This is a genomic window from Actinomycetospora sp., assembly GCF_055612215.1.
This window is the reverse complement of sequence record NZ_JBVPVA010000588.1, coordinates 1-1,273: the sequence shown is the minus strand read 5'-3', so window position 1 is coordinate 1,273 and position 1,273 is coordinate 1. Positions and strand designations below refer to the sequence as shown.

Annotated in this window: 2 protein-coding genes; one reads left to right on the top strand and one right to left on the bottom strand. The window is 77.1% G+C overall.

Annotation, left to right across the window (positions count from 1 at the left end):
• Positions 1-816, bottom strand: an 816-nt coding sequence (locus AC0CYZ_RS16120) for a mandelate racemase/muconate lactonizing enzyme family protein (protein ID WP_472217091.1), incomplete at its 3' end; no start/stop codon positions are given.
• Between the two features lie 115 nt (positions 817-931).
• On the opposite strand from AC0CYZ_RS16120, the gene AC0CYZ_RS16115 reads away from it, so the two are divergent.
• The coding region (locus AC0CYZ_RS16115; protein WP_472217089.1) for a helix-turn-helix domain-containing protein at positions 932-1,273 on the top strand (342 nt) is incomplete at its 3' end.

The following is a 1,273-nucleotide window of genomic DNA, read 5'->3' as shown; positions in this document are numbered from 1 at the left end:
CCCGAGCGACAGCACGACGTCGGTCTGCACGACGTCGAGGGCGTCGGCCTCCACGAGCGCGCGCACCTGCGCGGCGTCGTCGAGCATCTCCCCCGACGCGATCCGCAGCCCGGGGTTGTCCGCGCGCAACAGCCGGTGGCCGGCCACGTCCGCGTACGGCAGCGGCTCCTCGATCCAGCCCGGCGCGTACTCCGCGAGCCGGCGCACGAGCCGGCGGATCTCCACCAGCTCGACGGCGGGGCGGGTGTCCCCGGGCATGCGCCAGGCCTGGTTGAGGTCGACGAGGACGTCGATCCGCTCCCCCACCGCCTCCCGGACCGCGGCGACGGAGGCCACGCCGGGCTCCGGGTCGCGCGGGTCGACCCGGATCTTGACCGCGCGGAAGCCGTGGCCGACGAGCTCGGCGGCGTCCTCCGCCCGGCGCTCCGGGGCCTGCACGGAGCACCACGACGCGTACACCGGCAGCCGGTCGGCCACGCCGCCGAGGAGCACCGAGACCGGCAGCCCCGCCACCTGCCCGACGATGTCCCACAGCGCCACCTCGAGCGGCCAGAACCGCCCGCCGTGGAACGCGATCGACTCGATCCGCCGGACCTGGGGCTCGATCGCCAGCGGGTCGGTGCCGAGGAAGTGGTCCACGTGGGGCGCGAAGCCCGCCATGGTGTCGCCCGAGCCGATCCCGACGACGCCCTCGTCGGTCTCGACCCGCACGACCGTCGCCGCGAAGCGACGGCGCGGGTCGGGGTCCCACGCGGCGTGCACGGGCGGGTCGAGCTCGATCTCGTGCTCGGTCACCCGGATCGCGGTGATCTTCACGTGCGGTTCCTCCTCCGGCGACCGGGGGGTCGCCGAGGTGCGAGTGCACGCCCGACCCGAGCCACCCGACAAGGTCGGCTTGCGGTGAGCGCAAGGGCGCTGGTGAGGTGGACGGGTGGACGCAGGGGCCGGGTCGCGGCGCGACGTCGCGCTGCTCGCCGCCCTCGCCGGCCCCGAGGCGCAGGCCTCCGGCCTCGGGGTCACCCGGCTCGCGGCGCTGACCGACCGCACCGAGAGCCAGGTGTCGCGCGCCCTCGCCGTCCTCGCCGAGGAGGGGCTGGTCGAGCGCGACCCGGCGAGCCGGCGCTACGCGCTCGGCTGGCGGCTCTACGCCTTCGCCGCGCGGACGACCGAGGCGCGCCTGGTCCGCACGGCCGGCCGGGGCCTCGCGCGGCGCGCCGACCGGCTCGCCGTGGGCGCGCACCTCTGCCGCCTGCACGGCGAGGCCGTGGCGACG